Raw genomic sequence first — 18759 nt, forward strand, 5'->3', positions numbered from 1 at the left:
TGACTATACACCTCCCTAAAGCTTTTTGTGTGCCTATTGCAAAAAGTATACTTTTATTAGCTAGATTTTAAATTCGTCATGTCATATTACTTTGTGACACTTAATAATACACCACGTATTAACGATATGAGATAAAAAGAACCAGTCACAACTAAAATATCTGATGATTTAGAAAAACGATACCAGTTTAAAACTTCAGCGGCAGGATTGCACCAAATATCTATGTGCAAATTCTTTGGAGACATTTGTTTTAAAATAGCAGACATATGATACGATTCATAAAATTTTTGTTTAAAAGCACAAATATCAGCCACAATCATACGTTTTGCATGTTTAAATACAGGGGAAAAAATGTTTAATTGTTTATCTATAGCTGCCGAAATAAGAAATGTCGCCGGTAACAAATCATAATTTCGTAAAGTTTGCAAAAGGCTTTCGATGCCTTTCTCATTGTGTGCGCCATCTAAAATGATTGTCGGCGACGTTGTTAGTTGTTCAAAACGTCCTGGCAAACGCGCGTGAAAAAAACCTCTTTTTATATGTTTAATATTAAGAGAGAAGCCATATTTTTGAATATGGTCCAATACCGTTAAAGATAATAGCTGGTTAGCTTCATGATAAGTATGATAATAACCTTTTAGAGGTTTGGTGAAAAAAAGAGGTGCTTGAGCTTTATGGGCTTGAGCTAAAAAGATGTTTTTAATCGATGAAGGGACATCCCCTACAATCATCGGAACATCTTTTTGCATAATACCAGCTTTTTCGGATGCGATTTCTGACAATGTATAGCCCAGCTTATCCATATGATCATAAGAGATGTTTGTTATAACTGTCATATGTTTAGACATGGCATTTGTAGCATCTAAACGCCCACCAAGTCCTATTTCCCAAATAATCATATCAGGAACAGGTTCCTGCGCAAAATATAACATGGCTATCAATGTCCAAGCTTCAAAACGCGTTAATTGATCTATGAAAGGATATATCTTTTGCAAAAAAGTTAAACAATCACTTTTGCTAATCGGTATTTCTTGCTGCGACACACGTTCATTCCACAAAACCACAGCCGGTGAAATAAACCGCCCGACATTATAACCTGCTTCCATCAGAGTTGATGAAATAAAAGCGGCTGTTGAAAATTTGCCATTTGTCCCACCTATATGGAGGTGAAAGCTTTGGGAAAAACCGGGATTAAGTTTGCAAACAATTTCTTTTAAATTACACAATCCAAGCGTACAATCCCGTGTATGACTTAAAATCTCAGCTATATCATCGGGTTCTAATAAAGGATGATCTAAAATACCTACTTTATGCATCTGAATCATTAATAAGTTCGCGCCAGCGTTTTTGTGCTTGAGCTAATTGAACTTCATAAGATAAACCTTTTTTTTGCTCCGCCTCTACAATCTCTTTAGGAGCATTTGACACAAAGGACTGATTTTTAAGCTTTTTTTGAATACGCTCAACCTCGTATATCATTTTATTTAGCTGTTTCTGTAAATTATGTTTAATATTAGCTAAATCATCACTTTTGAACAAAATAAATATTTCTATACCTGCTGCCAAAACAATCGTCAAAGCATGTGCCGGTCGAGCCAATTTAACCCCACAAGCAAGTACCTCAACATTGGCCAAAGAAGCGATAATAATGCTTTGTTTCAGAAATATTTCCGCTAAAGGATTAAGATCATGTAAATTAATGTGGATATTTAAAATTTGTTGTATAGGTAAACCTATCTCAGCACGCAAATTACGTATAGATCTTACCGCATCAATCATCGTATCCATATACTTAGCTTGTGATACAAATGATACTCCGTTTGTCAAAACAGGCCAAGGTAAAAGCGTTAACATCTGGTCATTTTCACCATTAATCGTTAAATTTTGTACAAGTTGTTGCCATATTTCTTCCGTCACGTGCGGAGCAAAAGGATGGAATAACCGCAAAATTTGAACCAACGCATTTAATAAGCTTAATTGAGCAACTTGTTTAGTCTGTTCATCTTGCAGAGATTTTTTGGCCAACTCTATGTAAATATCACAGAAAAAATGCCAGAAAAATTGTTCAATACTTTTCAAAGCTTCGTTGAATTCATAAGCATTGATCTGTGTGGCAACTTTTTGGATTGTCATTTGCAGATGATATAACAGCGCTTCATCAGCTAATGTATATAAATGTTTATGTTTCTCAAGTTCATCATGTAAGCATGTCAGGTCCTTATATTTAAAGCCAATATTTTGTTGCAAAACAAACCTTGAGGCATTCCACAATTTATTAAGCAAATATCCCGCATGCGTTAATCTTTCAGGTCGGAAGCGCAAATCTTGACCTAAAGTACAGTTAGAAATAAGAGATAACCTTAAAGCATCAGAACCATTGTTTTTGACAATATCTGTTGGATCAATCCCATTACCTAATGATTTAGACATCTTCTTGCCTTGTGCATCACGTATTAACCCTGTAATTAAGACATCCTTAAAAGGTAATTTTTTGGTGAAACGCAAAGACATAAAAATCATCCGCGCGATCCAAAAGTAGAGGATATCATAGCCAGTAACCATAGCATCAGTAGGATAGTAACGATCATAATCCCCTTGCTCATCAGGCCAACCCATCGTCGCAAAAGGCCATAGTGAAGAACTAAACCATGTATCCAAAACGTCTTTATCTTGAATAAAGTTTGTTGAAGAACAAGCACGACAACGGCTTGGCTTTTGAGCTTCAACGTGTAATTCTTCGCATTCTACGCAATAAAAAGCTGGTATTGGATGTCCCCACCATAATTGTCTGGATAAACACCAATCACGAATATTAGTCAACCAATATCTATATGTTTTATCATATCGTCTTGGTATAAAACATACACCGGCATCTTCTTGCTGTAACTTAAGTGCATGATCAGCCATCTGACGCATCTTTAAAAACCATTGCGTTGACAAACGAGGCTCTACTACCGTATTTGTACGCTGACTATATCCTACTGTATGTTTATGAGGCAAAGTACGCGTTAAAATACCCGATTCTTGTAAATTTATCACTAATTTAGATCGACATTTTTCTCTTGTAAGACCCTGATAAGAACCAGCTTCAGCAGTCATATTACCAGCTTCATCCATAACTGTGATCATCGCTAATTTATGTTTTTGTCCAATTTCAAAATCATTAAAATCATGCGCTGGCGTTATTTTTAAAACCCCACTACCCATCTGGGGATCAACCATTTCATCAGCGATAATTGGCAACTTACGTTTAAACAATGGCGAAAGGACATGCTTACCAATTAAATCCTTATACCGTTCATCATCAGGATGCACCGCTACCGCAACATCACCAAAAATCGTCTCTGGACGCGTCGTAGCAATTTCTAAGTAAGGTATATTATGTTCATCAATCAAGTCATACCTTAAAAAATAAAGCTGACCATCTGTGTCTTTATGCTCAACCTCAATATCAGACAAAGCTGTTTTTGTCACAGGATCCCAGTTAACCATATAACGACCTCGATAAATAAGGTTCTCTTTATATAGACTGATAAAAACATCTCGCACAATTTTGGACATTGTAGAAGATAAAGTAAATTGCTCCCTACTATAATCCAATGACAAACCCAACTTATGCCACTGCTGACGAACATTTACACTCTGCTGATCCTTCCATTGCCAAATACGCTCACAAAACACTTCCTGCCCCATAACCTCTTTACTTAAACCCTCTTTAGCTACTTCAGCCTCTACACGCAATTGAGTAGCAATACCAGCATGATCCATACCAGGCAGCCATAAAACATCATAACCAGACATACGCTTAAATCGGACTAAAATATCTTGCAATATATTATTTAAAGCATGACCCAAATGTAAATTACCTGTAATATTTGGCGGGGGAATAACAATCACATATGTTTTTTTTTGTTTATCCAAACCTGCCAGAAAACAATTATGCTTTAACCACTGCTCGTATACAAAAGGTTCTATACGTCGAGGATCATATTTGTCAACCAAAAGTGATATATGCAATCATATAACCCCCTTTTCTATGTATTTTACTTATTGACTAGCATAATAAATCCCTTAATAGCTTTAGTTGTTTATTTTTTATGGATTTATTTTTAATTGGTTGTTAATTTATTAGTTTTTGCTACATTTACTAACTTCATATAAAATACTTTCATTAATATAGTCCTAAAAATAATAAAACACAAAAAAGACTTCCCGCCTAGAGCGAGAGGCCTCTTCATCATATAGCTCTGCACAGGACTCACTCCCTAAAAAGGGATATATTCCAAAAAAAAATAATTAATAAATTAAATCTAATTTTCATATTACATAATTGAAAATATGATCATTTAACGATCTATAGCTTGCTCTGATTGTACGATATTTCAACTATGTGATGCAAACAGTAATTAGAGGTTTTGGATTTGAAAATTAAATTTTAACATTATATATAACAAGACATAGTGGATTCATGTAGTACAAAATCCAAAAAATATATTTTAACATATTGTTCTAATATATTGTTCTAACATATTTTCTTTTAATTTCCACGGTAAGAAAAAAATGCTTAAATTGCTTAAATTGCTTAAATTGCTTAAATTAGACTTGTTGCAAAAAAGATCTTATGGAAGAATTAAATATAGTCAAAGTTCATAGTTTGGCCTAAAAGCTATTGCTTAAATTAAGAGCGCCGCATCCCAGGAGAAATTGTTGATCGTGAACGCACGGACCATAATGAGCGAACAATGCCTTGGAGCTGTTCTAAATGACACAATTCAGCTTTCCATAAAGGGATCATTTCTTGAGATGTTAAAGGTTTTATATTAGCAAGGGTTCGATATGTTACTGGTACATTTTCGTTATCCGTATATACAGCAGGTGCACATTTCCTTAATCGTTTCATAATACGTTCTGGATAAGCTAAATGAATAGCTAAGATTTTCTTTTCTTTAGGTCGAAGACGCCATTCTTCTTCATAAGCTTCAAGAATATGTTTAGGATCTGCTCCACCTTCTTTATCTGGTGTATAACGTCTCATAAGAACCGCTAAGTCACGGATAGGACTACAAATTCCACTATCATCAAAATCGAGTAAGTAGAAAGCAGCCTCTCCCTTTACGATATTACTAGAATGGATGCGACAATGACATAATGTGTAACGTGGTGCCTTGCCTTTTTCAATTGAAATAAACTTCTCCATACCCCTTAGTGAAAAAGAGAAAGCTTGATCCATCTTTTCGCTATAATCATTCCATAAATCAGATGTTTGATCACAGTATTTGTTTTTTAACCAATATTGTTGTTCTTTTTTCCAATTAGGTTGTTGTTCTTTCCAGCTTTGAAAAAGCAGTGTTTCTGAATTACATAGAAATTCGTCATTACTACTTACCAACTTACTGGCTAAACGATGAAATCTAGCTAACGCACGAGCTATATCAACACCTTTAGCAGATTTATCCCCATCAGGGGAAAGAGATGATTGCCATGGCATCATATACCAATTACCAATCTTATGCTCGGTAATCATCTTCCCTTCAGCATTAACAACTGTTGGTAATAAGTGAGGATAACCTTCTTCACGAATATCTTTAAGCAATTGGTGAACACGCTCTAAACGAGCCAAAGGTATATGTGTGCATTTAAGAGCATATACACCTTGATCTGTAAAAACTTTATATATAGAACCTATTAATTGTATATATCTAGGTGTGCATTTATATTTAGAAATCACATGATAAACTTCATCTATATTCCCATAAAGTGCTGGTTGCATAATTTAACCCCCTTTGTGTCTTGGGTTATTTAAAACATGTCAAAGATATTTTTAGAAAAAAATTTTTCAAAATATCTTTGAAAATATGAATTGAAATAATTTATTTACAATTTAAATAAAAATATCTATAAAATAAATATAAAAAATTAATTAGGAAAATAGAGAATTTGACCTTCAATGATATCATTTGAAGTTAATTGATTTTTTTTTATTAACTTAGTAATATCAACGTCATATTTTTCCGTTAATTTATCCAACGTATCCGTGCGCTGAACAATCACCATCTTCATAGGCGTAAATGTCTCTGGTGCATGCTCCAAAAAAAAGCAAAACCAATCTTTTTCTAACTCGCCTTCTCTTATCTGTTCTACATTCTTATTATCCTCTATGGTCGCTTTAGTACCTAAATCTTCAATTTCATTCAAATCTGTGTGTAGTTCATCAATAAGCTCTTTATCTAACTTAAGATCAGTTGTTTCAGATCGATGTAATTTTGTCATGTCAATATGATTTTCATTTAAAATATCATCGCCATGACTCGCTTCTGACATTCCATCTTCAAATGTATATAAAGGCTGTTTATCAACAACAGCCTTTTGTTGAGCTAATAAACCATCTAAAAGCAATATTGCTTCTATCTGTAATTCAGTTGATGATAACAATTTGTAATCAAAGTGTTCAATCTCAGTACAAATTTTCTGAATATCGGCACAACGCGCAGGCAAAGTAATTTCCACAGGAACTTCATATGTTAACTCTTGCTTTGAAGTTGTTTGCTGAGCAATTTCATGTGATTGAGATTCGTATGTACCACGCAACCGCAAACAACCATGGATTTTTAAATTTTCTCCTTCATATTCGATTGAAACATCTGGATATAGGTCTAGTTCTAATAAATCTTTAATCCCTGGTCGATTTGCTGAAAGTTTAACTTTTTCGGAAATATCACATCTAAATTGATTAAATGAATTTGGCATAGCCAGTTTATAACCTCCCAATAATATTGTTAAATAATGTGTTCAGATAATATTGTTAAATAATATTTTTTATAAAAAATATTTATACACCATTGAAAAGCTCGTACAAGCAAATAGCAATAGGCTTGTTATTTTAATGTTATGCTGTTTTAATAAAGCAAATTACTATATAATAATTTATAACTAATAATTTATAAAATTTGTTCAATAATTATGACTAAAAGATTAATGTGTTATTTTATAACACAAATAATAAAAACAAACAAAATTAATATATCATAATTAATTTTTTTCTATGTTTTTCGGTTAAAAATTGTCGATGGCGCAACCATTGTTGTTTTGATCATCTTTTTTGTCAGAAAAGATATATATTCTTTTGACCAAAGAAAAGAATTTATAAATATAGATGACAATAAATATATTATAAAATGTGTATATTGATAATCATAAAACATTGCGTATAAAAAAATTAAGGTTAACAAAAAAAAAGAACCTATGATCGTTAGAACTGAAAAGTTACAATAAGCAGCTATTTTATGCTGTTTATTTATGCGCTTTAAACGCACATTATGAAACAAGATGACCGTAATAATAATAATTGTGAACCAAATACCTAAGGTGGAAAACCAAATAAAACTCAGATGAGATAGAGAGTTATAGACAGAATCTAGGACCATAAATAAGATAAAATAACCAAAAATATTTACTAGAAGCCAACCTGTATGTATTTTTTTTTTTGATATAAGCCAATAAACAGGTAAAAAAGCCAATGTACCTAAGCAAAACATGCCATAAGAAATGGTTTCACGTCCTCCGAAAGTACCTTCAATCAATTTACTTAGAAGCCAGGATACAAACAAACTATTGCTTGCAGTTTGACATATACGACATACGTCCATAAGTATATCCCCCTTATGGCATGCATTGATTTAAGATACGCATTTTTATGTTATAAAATTTGGCTCATCTTCATTTTGGATCATCATTATCAAGGTTCTTATCCGTTGGTTTTTCATAAGAGATAACTAATTGCTTCTTTAACCAATTATTCATCATTGTTCTAGCAGCCCTGTGTCCGCGTCGACAAATTACTTCCCAATCAGCCGAAGTTAATTCTTGTAAAATTTCTTGACGTCTTTTTGTACTAATTTCTTGATGCTGCAAATAAGCACGCGCCTCTTTTAAAATTTTGATCCAAACAGCATAAGAAGGCCCATAACGAGCCAATAATTCCACACGTATACGACGTACTAAAGCCGGGCTAACACCACCGGTAGAAATCCATAAGCGCATATCTCCTCGTTGAATCGAAACAGGTATCTGAACATTCCCTTTATTGGGACGATCAACAACGTATACCAACGCACCACATGATTTAGCTTCACGTTGGATCGTATCATTTGTTAATGAATCATCAGATGCTGCAATGACTAACCAAGCTTTGACTAAATCACCATATCGATACTCACGTTGATGCCATATTAAATTGTTAGAATCAAATCCCGAACGCAAACTAGCTCCTAATTTTGGACTGATAATTTCCACAATAGCACTAGCTTCAAGCAAATCGCGTACTTTACGCTCTACAATAGGTCCACTACCGATAACAACACAATGGCGGCCCTCTAAATCAACCATCAGTCCATACCATCCCATTTATCCACAATCCCTCCTGATGGCATCATTTATTTATCGCTTCTGCAGCTCGTGATCTACCCTTTACTCCAATTAGTATAACCAAAGAAGCTTGCACACCAAGCACTTTATAAGCATTTATTTTTAAAAATTATTATTTATATTTTAAAGCTTTAACTTATAATAAATTAAAACAAAAAATATTTTTAAATTATATATGCATTTTTATAAAATAAATATCGATGAGATAAAAGCTATTTATGGAAATAACGTCCATAATGAAGATAGCTTATTGTCACAAAATTAAGCATTTTTAAACACGAAAAAAAACTAAATCATTGGCTACTTCTGGTATCATTGTATTTAATATATTCTCATAACGGAGGCAAAACATATGATGATCCAAATGCGTTTATTAGGTTTTTCTTTAGTTATGGTTGGTTGTTTCATCATCGCACAACATAAAGGTATTATTTCTACAATGGCATTTGCATCAAAACATTTTCTTTTTTTAGTTTTTGGACTCGTACTAATGATGATAGCTTTAGCAAAAAGAAACGGTCTATTAGCACTTATAAGCGGTCTTTTTACAAGTTTTACCTTATTTTTATGGGGACATAATCATATCACAGGTTGGCCATCACACTGGAGTATTATGCTCTTTTTGTTAGGAGCCGGCATATTATTCCGCTGCTGCGTGGACAAACATAAACAAACTACCACGATAGGCACAACACTTCTTATATGCGGATTTTGCGCCTGGCCCAAATTACATACCATACCTGGTTTCTCAGGTATCTCTCCTTTCTTAAATACTTATTGGGCACTACTTATTGTTATCTTAGGCGTACTTCTATTTAGAAAGAATTAAACATTATAAATTAATTTATATATTGATTTATATATTGATTTATATATTGATTTATATATTGATTTATATATTGATTTATATATTGATTTATATATTGATTTATATATTATTTTATTGTTTATTAATTAATAAACTTATATTAAGTTAATTACATAAATAATTTTTTTATCTATTTTATTTTCCAATCATTAAAGTAAATTAAAAAAACCTGTTATATTCTAAATTAGATTCTAGATGTTAACAGGTTTTTTGTTTTATATAAAAAAATAAATATAATTCTCACCACAGATTAATCAAGTCCATAAATCATTTATCTTTAGTTATAATATGACTTAGGTCAGCAAAAGAAGATGTTAAATTCATGATATTTTTTAATAATACCAAACGATTTTGTTTTATTTGTTCATCTTGAACCATGACCAATACTTCAGCAAAAAAACGATGGATAGGCTCGGTTAAAATCGTAATAGCATCATACATGCCTTGTGCATTTCTACTGGTATGTGCAAGATCATATTTTTCTCTTGCTTCTTGTAAGCAACGGTAAAGATCGATTTCAGCCGGCGCTCTTAAAGATGGTGGATATACTTCTTTTTTTTCTTCAACACGCGATGTAATTTTAGCTACGCGTACGAAAGCTTCGGCATGGGTTTTCAAATCATCTGAGGAACATAATTTTTCTAATAATTCACCTTTAGATAAGACTAAGTAAGGAACCGTAATATCTCCAGCCAAGACAGCTGTTTTGACCTCTTGACGAAAAGGACGTATTTCAAGTAACGATACCATACGTAAGTGAAAAAATTGTTGTAAAGCCTCGATAACTTCACCACGAGATGCCTTTAATAATCTATCTTCTACTAAAGAATCAATTACTTTGTTAAAAAAATATGAAGTACTTAACTGCGACCATTCAGGTTGTAAAAGGGTTGTCACCACAGCTTGTGCTCTTCTTCTTAGACCATAAGGATCTTGTGACCCGGTAGGACGAATACCTGCAGCAAAGTAAGCGGTAATCATTTCGAATTTATCAATCAAAGACAAAATAATACCTAATTTTGTGCCAGGGATATCATCACTTGATGATTTAGGCATAAGATGCTCAGCAATCGAATTGATCACTTCATCTGATTCACCAAATACGCGAGCATAATGTGCTCCAATGGTACCTTCTAATTCAGGATATTCATTAACCATCATCGTTGATAAGTCACATTTACATAATTCAACTGCTCTTAACAATAATTTGAGTTCTTTAGCATCTAAATTATAAGCAGGTCCTACATTATTAGCTAGATTACCCATACGCTTAACGCGTTGTAAGACACTACCTATTTTTTCATGGTAAATAATTTTATCCAGGCTTGCAATATGATCTTCCAATGTTCTCTGCTTATCTGCTTGATAAAAGAAATTAGCATCAGCCAAACGAGAAGCAATAACACGTTCATTTCCCTGAGCAATCATTTCGATATTTTCATCATTACCATTACGTACAGCAATAAAAAGGGGTAAAATTTTCTTATCTTCAGTACTTCGTACAGAAAAATAACGTTGATGGATCCTCATTGTAGTTAAAAGTACTTCTTCTGGCAATTCAATACTTTGGGCAGGTAAATCACCTACAAAAGCTGTTGGAAATTCCACGATATCGGTAACTTCTTCTAAAAGATCTAAAGGCGTATCAACGATAAAGTTTTCTTTTTTAGCAAGTTGTTGTAATTGCATACTTATTTGTGTCCTACGTTCAACCCGATCAGCTAGAACATATTGTTCTCTTAGTTGCTGAAGATATGTCGACGGTTCACTAATTTCAACTACACGCCCTAAAAAACGATGCCCTCTGGTCGTACGACCTGATTGAAGATCAGCCCATTTCATAGGTATAACTACGTCCCCGTGTAGGGCTAAAATCCATCTAACTGGTCGTAAAAAACGTGCGTTGTTTATGCCAAAACGCATGCTGTTAGGTAATTTAAGGTTGTCTAGTAAAATAGGTAAAGATGATGCCAAAAGATCCGTAGTAGAATTGCCTTTTTGTGACACTTGCGCAAAGAGATATTCCGTACCCTTAACTTCACGAACATTTAAATCATCTGCACTCAAACCATATTTCTTGGCAAAACCCGATGCTTGACGCGTCCATGAACCTGTACTATCTTTAGCAATAGCCAATGAAGGTCCGCGTATTTCGGTCAAACGTTGTCCTTGTTTTAAGGAAACTTGTTCGATACTAACAGCCAATCTTCTCGGTGTAGCGTATGATTCCGCACGACCAAACGTAACCTTTTCCTGCTCTAAAAAAGCAACAATATCCTCACAAAGTTCCTGTTTCAATGAAGGCAAAAAACGCGCTGGTAATTCTTCACAACCTAATTCTAGCAAAAAATCCGCTTTACGCATTTATCTCCCCCATTTATCATTTATTTTGTTGTGTTTTATTTATTTTGTTGTGTTTTGTTTGTCTCTCATTGTTCAACAGCAATATTTGTCTGTTCAAGCAAAGGGAACCCACGTTTTTTACGTTCAGCTATATATATTTTAGCAACACGGCGCGCTAAATTGCGAATACGACTTATGTATGAGGTGCGTTCTGCAACACTTAAGGAACCCCTTGCTTCAAGTTGATTGAAGATATGCGAGCACTTTAAAGTCCAGTCATATGCGGGGAAAGCTAGTTGGTGATTTTCTAGAATTCTCTCTGCTTCTTGTTCATAAATTAAAAATAATTGAACTAGTTTATCGATATCAGCAAATTCTAGGCTGTATGCCGATTGTTCATATTCTGCTTGTATAAAAATATCTCCATAAGTAATATTATCATTTAACATAATTGAAAAAACACTTTCTTTTTTCTGAATGTAGGCACCAAGTCGTTCTAACCCATAGGTTATTTCTACGGGAATTAATTCAAGGTCTAAGCCTCCTACTTGTTGAAAATAAGTAAATTGTGTTACCTCCAAACCATCCAACCATACTTCCCATCCTAAACCCGCTGCACCAAAGGTAGGGTTTTCCCAATTATCTTCTATGAAACGAACATCATGTTTTTTTGCATCTATGCCCAAGACTTTTAAACTTTTAAGGTATAAATCTTGAATATTGTCTGGAGCAGGTTTTATAAGTGTTTGAAATTGATAATGTTGATATAAGCGATTTGGATTCTCACCATAGCGGCCATCGACCGGTCTTCGTGATGGTTCTAAGTAAGCAACACGAAAAGGTTCAGGGCCTAAGGCACGCAAAAAAGTAAGGGGATTCATCGTCCCGGCACCTTTTTCGACATCATAAGGATGTAAGATAACGCATCCTTGTTTATCCCAAAATGCCTGCAAAGCATTTATTATCTCTAGCCAGGTCATCATTTTTTTTCTTCTCCTTCTAAACACCAGGTAGTTCGAAGTGCAGATAACAATGATTGCGTACGCAAAGCACATGGTAAATGCGCTGCTAACCAGGCAGCGCATACACGAGCTAATTGTCTGTGTGTCGATTTTTGTAATGATACTTTGCCTAAATGTTTTAAAACAAGGTTAGTCATGCTAGGTAGTAAATGCTGTACGGCTTTTGATAAATAAATCACATGCCCTTGAATATGTTTTGTCTCATGACAAGAAATACATACACGGCCACCTTGTTCTGGCATGAAACAAAAAGGTTTGTTCAAAAAACCACAAATGATACATCGCTCAAGTGTAGGTAACCAACCAGCGAACATCATCAGGCGCAATTCCACGATTCGTGTTAAAAAATCAGAATGTGCACCTGTCGAAAGTTTGTGTAAAGCAGTTTGCATAAAGTCATATAAATGGGGTATATATTCACGTTCAGCAAAACTAATAATCAAGATTTCAAACCAATAAGCTGTATAGGTACACAAAAGCAAGTCATTGCGCAAATGATGATGAATATATAATGTTTCAACATCATATAAACGTGGCAACTGCGTCTCACGATTAAAAACACGATAATGCCAGATAGCCTCTGCTAAAGGCTCTGTAACAGCTAACATCCGACTTTTTAAACGTCTAGCACGAGGTACTAGAAGCGAAATACGACCATATTTATCTGTCAATAAATGAACAATTTTATCACTTTCACCATATAGGGTAGTACGTAATACTAATCCTTTACAAACATGGAGCATAAGATATGCTCTCCTTAATCAAGAAATAAATCAAGATTTATGGCGACAAGGTCATAGGAGTAGAAGGTGTCACAAGATCCAATTTAATGTTACAAGTTTCTTTGGCTTCTTCTTCTAGCTGATATTCATCCACCATTTTACAATGATGATCTATTTCACGGTAAAGTAAATAAAGTTCAATACTACCTGTAAGAGAGAAACAATCCCAAATAAACTTACGCACCCTGGCATCCTCCTTTTCGTGGGTCTTCGCCAAGCTCGAGTTGCTTATCTTGGTTACAATGCGCTATGCACATACCAAACCTCACAACAGAAGCAGCCTGTAGGGTAACCAAGTTTATAGATCTTGATGCATAAAAATATTTTCAAACAAATTAACTCATTGCTATTTTACCCCAAAACCAAGTTGATATAAAAATTCTTTATCCTGACGCCAATCTTTTTTAACCTTAACCCAAAGTTCTAGATGAACCTGTTTTTTTAATAAAAGTTCAATACATTGCCGTGCTTCAATACCTATTTGCTTAAGCATTGAACCTTGGCTACCGATAATAATGGCTTTTTGCGACACGCGTTCAACATAAATATCAGCCCTAATATGACAATGATTCTTTTTATGAGAAATATCTTCTACTTTAACAGCCACCGAATGCGGAATTTCATGTTTGGTATGTAGTAATATTTTTTCACGAATAAATTCTGATATTTGTGTGGATAAAGACTGATTTGTACATGATTCCTTATTGTAATACATAACACCTTCAGGTAACAACTTTTCCATATGTTCAAATAAAATAGACACTTGCTCACCATTCAAAGCTGAGATAGGAACAATAGCCTCACATGGTAAGTACTTATTAACAACATCTATCAAGGGTAAGATACAATGAGGTTTGACACAATCGATTTTGTTAATAGCTACTAAAAAAGGTTTTTGCTTCTTTTTTAATAATTCAAATATATAACGGTCCGATGGTCCAATTTGATCCTTAGCTGATAGTAAAAGTAAAATTATATCTGCTGTTTGCAAAGCATTTTCAACATTTTCAGATAAATACATACCTAAGCGATGCTTTGGTTTGTGTATACCAGGCGTATCTAAAAAAATCATTTGACTATGATCAGTCGTCCGAATACCAGATACATTCAATCGCGTTGTTTGTACCTTATCAGAAACGATAGCAACTTTTTGCCCCATAAAATAGTTCAATAAGGTTGATTTACCCACATTCGGTCTACCGACTAGTGTGATAAAACCAGCTTTGAACTCAGGTGCTGTTTTCGTAATAACGATATTTCATATATCCCTTCTATGCTAGAATGATTTAAATGTTTCCAGAGAAAAACAATGTGGTAAAAGTTCTTTTAGCAACAACTGGCAAGAATCACCCTGCTTGTTCATCCATCGAACAATGGTATCAGCTAAGCCAAATTCAGCAATAACTTGTCTACAAGCCCCACAAGGAGGTATAGGCTCTTTGGCATCCGATAACACTAACACACCTTTAATAACTGGCTTCTTAGCAACTTTTTGCACAGCATTAAAAACAGCTGATCTTTCGGCACATATAGTAAGACCATAAGAAGCATTTTCAACGTTACACCCGCCCACAAAAACATCACCCTCTAACCATAAGGACGCACCAATAGAAAGCTTAGAATAAGGGGCATAGGAACAACTAAAAGCCTCTTCAGCCAATTCATGCATTCTTTTGAACACAATATCAGGTAACATTAAAAAAACACCTCCTAAAATAAAATTTTAAATAAAAAGCCAATATAATACAAAACATAGCTCCCAAAATCAGAAAGCTAAAATTTACCATACATCAAATAATAACATAAAATAGCAGTAAAAATAAATTGTTTTCAGTATTTTATTGGACAGATAAAAAGCAGATCAATAGATATCTATATCGCCAATTCAGGCTTAATATCCTAGAAAACTACTAAAATAACGAAACAAGATATGTCTCGTTATTTTATTATTTTATTTTTTCTTTTATTTTTTTTTATTGTTTTTTTCTTATTTCTTCTTTTTTTCTTTGTGTTTCTTTTTTGTCTTCTTATTTATTCTTATTTATTCTTGTTTTTTCTTGTTTTTTCTTGTTTTTTCTTGTTTTTTTAACTTAAAAACTAGTGATAAAAAATAATATAAATCAACTTATATTTCAAGATGAAACTAAAATATAAGTTGATTTAAAATATAATATAATATAAAAATATAAACTTAGGAAAAAAGATTAAAAATCCTATGCAAAAAACACCCACGCAAGTAACAAAAACAGCTGAAGCAGCAACGTCTTTGGCTATTTTAGCCAATGGATGATATTCAGGGCTAACTAAATTTACAACTGTCTCAATAGCAGTATTTAAGAGTTCCGCAGAGATAACAAGGGCAATAGAAAACAGAACCACAATAAGCTCAAAGAGGGTTGTCGGTAACAAGATCATCAACATAAGGACTAAAAAAGACATAAATAGATGAATACGCAAATTTCTTTCGCTACAAAAAGCATATTTTAAACCAGCCCAACAATAGGTGATACTTTTAGCGAGTTTGTACATATCCCATATCCTACCTTATTCAGTGCCGTCCATCCACTGCTTGATATCATTTCGTCCTTGTTTAGTTTGTCCAAAATAAACATCTTTTTTTTATCTATTTATCCCAATAGCAGCTAGGATTTGATTTTGTCTTTTTTCCATCTTTTGTGCATCATCTACTTGTTTGTGATCATAACCAAGCAAATGCAAAAACCCATGCACTACTAAGAAAATGAGCTCTCTTTCGAAAGTATGACCATATTGTAATGATTGTTCTCTAGTCTTTGTTATGGAAACAACAATATCCCCTAGTGGCATCCCATAATCCAAAAGGGGTATTTCTTCTGTTTGCCACTGTGGAAAGGATAAAACATCAGTGGCATGATCTATCTGTCGAAAATTATAGTTAAGTTCTCGTATTTTTTCGTCATCCACACCTAAAACAACAACTTCCAGTTGACCTATACCCTCCATCTTTCCAGCTATTTCCAATGATGGTTTAATAATTTTCCAGGATTGGCTTTCTAGGGGGGACAAAGGTACATTAAGTATTTGCACGACCTTTAAAGAAAGAGCCAAATGATGTTACCCCCATTAACGATGATTTTTAATATCTTTTGTATTAATTAGTTTTGGATATTCCATTCTAGTATGAAAAACAAATTGTAATGATGAAATCATAGCAAGGACAATTTTGTCTAATTCTTTTAGTGTAAGATCACAAGAATCAAATTGCCCATCCAAAAGACGTTCATGTACAATTTTCCTGACTAAAGATTCTAACCTAGCAGGTGTAATGTTTTTCGTCATAGATCTAATAGCTGCTTCGACACAATCAGCGATACCAATAATAGCCGCTTCTTTGGTTAAAGCTTTGGGTCCTGGATAACGGAAGCTAGCCTCCCAAACAATTTCATTATCTTTAGCTTGCTGTAATGCTTTATAGTAAAAAAAGCGTAAAAGTGTCGTACCATGATGTTGTGCAGCAATATCAATAATCTGTTCGGGAAAATCATGTTCTTTGAGAATTGCTACACCTTCCCAAACATGGGCTTGAATAATCGAACGACTCAAGTATGGTGATATGCTTTCATGAGCATTAGGCGATCCTAAAGTCTGATTTTCAATAAAAAAATGAGAACGTTTTAATTTACCAACATCGTGGTAATAAGCACCTGCACGAGCTAGTAAACCATTAGCACCAATCGCTATCGCTGCTAATTCAGCTAAATTAGCTACCATAATAGAATGATGATATGTACCCGGAGCTTTGAGTAATAACTGTCTAAGTAAAGGTTGATTAGGGTTACAAAGTTCAGCTAACCTCATTGGAGACAAAACATCGAAAAGCATTTCTAAGAAAGGTAAAAACCCTAGTGCTAAAACAGAGCCTAAAATACCACCAGCTAAACCAAAAGAAAGCTCTCTGACCAGAATAATCCATAGATCTTCTTCAGGAAACATCATACAAACAATAGCCAAAATAGGGACCCAACTAGCTAAAGATGATATTAAACCTGCTTTAAGGATATGTCCACGATGTTTTAATCCAGCAACCGTATACGATGACACTATACCAATGATCAATGCTACTAACCCATATCGTAGATCAAAAGGAAAGTTGATCCCAATGTTAAAACAAAATCCTACGACTAAGGAGCTTAAAGCAGAGATAATAAAACCTAAACGAACATCTAATAAAATGGTTACTAAAATCGTTGCAAAAGATACAGGAGCAGCAAACCCAAGTGAATACAAGTCTTCTGTTTCTGAGGCCAAAATGGCAAGTATTTTAATCAATAAACAGTTTAATAACAAAATAAATAGCAAAAGAGTAAGATTACGATTATCATTCTCTACACTAGGCACAAAACGCCTAATATACCCTGATAATAACATTACCATTAGAAAAGCAAAAATGATTATCCCTAATTTAGAAAGTACGGTTCTGCTTAATGAATCATCAACAGAAAAACCCAAATAACGCAATTTACGCAAATGGTCACTAGTAAAAACTTCACCCTTAGCTATGATCACTTGTCCGCTAATAATGTGTATGGGACTAACAGATTTACGCGCTGAATCTTTTTGGACTTGTGTTTTTGCTTGATCATATTCTTTATTAGAAACTAAACTTTGTTTAACTAATTTACCGACTATCCAAAAAGAATTATAATCTAAATTAGGGTATTTTTGCGATAAAAGATCAGGCAAATCTGCAACCTGCTGTTTTACATCCGTTGGCAATAAACCTTCTCGTAAAATTTCACCCACAAGATTGCTTATATAGAAACGAAGTTCCATAATCTTATCAACAGAAACTAAAGAAATCGTACGCGCAAGCTCTCTTTCGTTTTCTTCATTCGTTGAATCAAGGAAATTAAAATCTTTTAAAATATCACCAATAGCATTTATACGTTCTGTACCCGTCATACTACTTACAGCAAATTTTATTTTTTCAAACAGCTTATCTATACGCTCTAATTGTGCATATGTCTTATGACTATCTACAACATATTGTAAATCAACTGATTGCTCAGCTCGTAAACGAGCCTCTTCGGTAGCTTGCACATCAGTAACTGTAAAGGGTGAGCGAAAAGTTTCAGAACTCACTTTTCCTACTTGAAAACTATGGTGAGAAAAACCAATAATTAATAAAATACTTAGAAAAATACTAAAACCGGTATAAAGAAAAAAACGCAACCCAGCATGTATCCGCCATGTAGGGAAGCATACCAATTGCTTAATTTTAAGAAAAAAATTATGCAGTGCTCTCATGCGCTAACAATCTCCTTTGCTCTTTGCACCGCTT

The 18759-nt window shown here is 33.9% G+C and carries 16 protein-coding genes; 1 reads left to right on the plus strand and 15 read right to left on the minus strand.

Translation table 11 applies throughout. The annotated features are described in order from the left end of the window. Window positions 1–86 precede the first annotated feature (86 nt). The 6 genes from VS182_RS00635 to VS182_RS00660 all read right to left on the minus strand — a co-directional run bounded on the left by VS182_RS00635 (window position 87) and on the right by VS182_RS00660 (window position 8403). A complete protein-coding gene (locus tag VS182_RS00635) occupies window positions 87–1325 on the minus strand; it encodes a bifunctional folylpolyglutamate synthase/dihydrofolate synthase (RefSeq protein WP_479484629.1) in 1239 nt (412 codons plus the stop codon). Further along, on the minus strand, window positions 1309–4017 hold the full coding sequence (locus VS182_RS00640) for a valine--tRNA ligase (RefSeq protein ID WP_479484630.1): 2709 nt from the start codon (window positions 4015–4017) through the stop codon (window positions 1309–1311). The genes VS182_RS00635 and VS182_RS00640 overlap by 17 nt, the downstream gene beginning before the upstream one ends. Window positions 4018–4678: 661 nt before the next feature. After that, on the minus strand, window positions 4679–5770 hold the full coding sequence (locus VS182_RS00645) for a phosphotransferase (protein ID WP_479484631.1): 1092 nt from the start codon (window positions 5768–5770) through the stop codon (window positions 4679–4681). 146 nt (window positions 5771–5916) lie between these two features. Then, window positions 5917–6747, minus strand: coding sequence for a LysM peptidoglycan-binding domain-containing protein (locus VS182_RS00650; RefSeq protein WP_479484632.1), 831 nt, complete (start codon window positions 6745–6747; stop codon window positions 5917–5919). Window positions 6748–7040: 293 nt separating this feature from the next. Then, entirely contained in the window at window positions 7041–7646 is a 606-nt protein-coding gene (locus VS182_RS00655; protein ID WP_479484633.1) for a hypothetical protein, read from the minus strand. A 70-nt stretch (window positions 7647–7716) separates the two neighbouring features. Continuing rightward, window positions 7717–8403 (minus strand): precorrin-2 dehydrogenase/sirohydrochlorin ferrochelatase family protein, encoded by a 687-nt coding sequence (locus tag VS182_RS00660; protein WP_479484634.1) that lies wholly within the window; start codon window positions 8401–8403, stop codon window positions 7717–7719. A 373-nt stretch (window positions 8404–8776) separates the two neighbouring features. Here VS182_RS00660 and VS182_RS00665 point away from each other — a divergent pair, with 373 nt between their 5' ends. Further along, on the plus strand, window positions 8777–9253 hold the full coding sequence (locus VS182_RS00665) for a hypothetical protein (RefSeq protein ID WP_479484635.1): 477 nt from the start codon (window positions 8777–8779) through the stop codon (window positions 9251–9253). A 306-nt stretch (window positions 9254–9559) separates the two neighbouring features. On the opposite strand, the gene glyS is transcribed toward VS182_RS00665, so the two are convergent. From glyS to VS182_RS00710, 9 genes are all read right to left on the minus strand, one after another. Then, window positions 9560–11656 carry a glycine--tRNA ligase subunit beta gene (gene glyS, locus VS182_RS00670; protein WP_479492608.1) on the minus strand — a complete coding sequence of 699 codons (2097 nt, stop codon included), beginning with the start codon at window positions 11654–11656 and terminating at the stop codon, window positions 9560–9562. Between the two features lie 65 nt (window positions 11657–11721). Next, on the minus strand, window positions 11722–12615 hold the full coding sequence (glyQ, locus tag VS182_RS00675) for a glycine--tRNA ligase subunit alpha (protein WP_479485104.1): 894 nt from the start codon (window positions 12613–12615) through the stop codon (window positions 11722–11724). Next, on the minus strand, window positions 12615–13400 hold the full coding sequence (recO, locus tag VS182_RS00680; RefSeq protein ID WP_479484637.1) for a DNA repair protein RecO: 786 nt from the start codon (window positions 13398–13400) through the stop codon (window positions 12615–12617). The genes glyQ and recO overlap by 1 nt, the downstream gene beginning before the upstream one ends. A gap of 37 nt (window positions 13401–13437) precedes the next feature. Then, a complete protein-coding gene (locus VS182_RS00685; RefSeq protein WP_479488737.1) occupies window positions 13438–13656 on the minus strand; it encodes a YqzL family protein in 219 nt (72 codons plus the stop codon). Window positions 13657–13785: 129 nt separating this feature from the next. Further along, entirely contained in the window at window positions 13786–14628 is an 843-nt protein-coding gene (era, locus tag VS182_RS00690) for a GTPase Era (RefSeq protein ID WP_479492609.1), read from the minus strand. An 87-nt stretch (window positions 14629–14715) separates the two neighbouring features. Then, a complete protein-coding gene (cdd, locus tag VS182_RS00695; protein ID WP_479484639.1) occupies window positions 14716–15135 on the minus strand; it encodes a cytidine deaminase in 420 nt (139 codons plus the stop codon). A 464-nt stretch (window positions 15136–15599) separates the two neighbouring features. Next, entirely contained in the window at window positions 15600–15968 is a 369-nt protein-coding gene (locus tag VS182_RS00700) for a diacylglycerol kinase (RefSeq protein WP_479484640.1), read from the minus strand. Window positions 15969–16058: 90 nt separating this feature from the next. Beyond that, a complete protein-coding gene (gene ybeY, locus VS182_RS00705) occupies window positions 16059–16526 on the minus strand; it encodes an rRNA maturation RNase YbeY (RefSeq protein ID WP_479484641.1) in 468 nt (155 codons plus the stop codon). 15 nt (window positions 16527–16541) lie between these two features. After that, a complete protein-coding gene (locus VS182_RS00710) occupies window positions 16542–18725 on the minus strand; it encodes an HD family phosphohydrolase (RefSeq protein ID WP_479484642.1) in 2184 nt (727 codons plus the stop codon). Window positions 18726–18759: the final 34 nt, after the last annotated feature.

It is taken from the genome of Pasteuria ramosa, assembly GCF_056496785.1.